Annotated in this window: 1 protein-coding gene; it reads right to left on the reverse strand. The window is 55.6% G+C overall.

Features of this window, described 5'->3' with window-relative positions; translation table 11 throughout:
* Positions 1–817 (reverse strand): IS110 family RNA-guided transposase (locus HW443_RS11935; RefSeq protein WP_176238298.1); only part of this gene is annotated, 817 nt, incomplete at its 3' end.
* Between the last annotated feature and the right edge of the window lie 127 nt (positions 818–944).

The following is a 944-nucleotide window of genomic DNA, read 5'->3' on the forward strand; positions in this document are numbered from 1 at the left end:
TTTCGGCGACCATATCCTGGGCCGAGCGCTTATCTACCCCCGGTTCCGTGTCCAGCAGTTCAATTTCCTTCGCAAAAGGGCAGCACATCACCTCGATTTCCGCTTCGCACTCAGTGATACTTTCCTCCAGAAACTCAATGTGCGCCAGAATGCGCGTCAGCAAGAGGGCATGATGGGGACGAAACAGACCCTGCAAGGCCAATTCCAGTTCGTCCTTCTTGTTGCGCAGTCGCCCCTTAGACAACTCCGCCAACTGCTTCGGGTCATCCACGCCAGCCAGCAGCGCCTTTAAGATGGCGCGTCCCGATTTGCCCATCACGTCAGTCGCCACGCTGGCCAATTTGATATTGGCCGTCTCCAGTACTTTCTGCAGGCGGTTCACTTCCGAGGTGCGGTCATTCACCAGTTGCCGGCGGTAACGGGTGAGGTCTCGCAGATCGCGAATCGCCACCGGCGGAATGAAGCTGCCCCGCAGCAAACCATGCTCCAAAAGTTGGGCAATCCATTCACAATCCTTGATATCCGTCTTGCGCCCAGGGACATGTTTGATGTGGGTCGGGTTGACCAGCAGTACCTCAAAGTCGCCTTCCAACAGATTAAAAATGGGCTTCCAGTACACGCCCGTGCTCTCCATGGCGACGACTCGGCAATTGTGATCTTGCAACCAATCGCGCATCATCAGCAGTTCCTTCGTCATCGTGCCGAAGGTGCGCACTTCCTGAGTCCGTTTACCTTGCGCGTCGCCAGTGACCAAACAAACCTTAACCTCCCTCTTGTGAACATCAATCCCAGCACAGGTAGCGTGAATGACCTGCATGCTCTTGCCTCCTCTTTGCCTCAAGTGGACATTGGACTCACGGCCTGCTTTAGCACCTTATGAAGGTCAAGTCTCCCTTGTGTGCTCCCCAGGTGGGGGCGACAGTTCGTGGTGCTGAAAGGTGCTG

Origin of the sequence: Candidatus Hakubella thermalkaliphila, from assembly GCF_013281975.1 — a bacterium.
In the GTDB taxonomy this organism is placed as follows: Bacteria; Actinomycetota; Humimicrobiia; order Hakubellales; family Hakubellaceae; genus Hakubella; species Hakubella thermalkaliphila.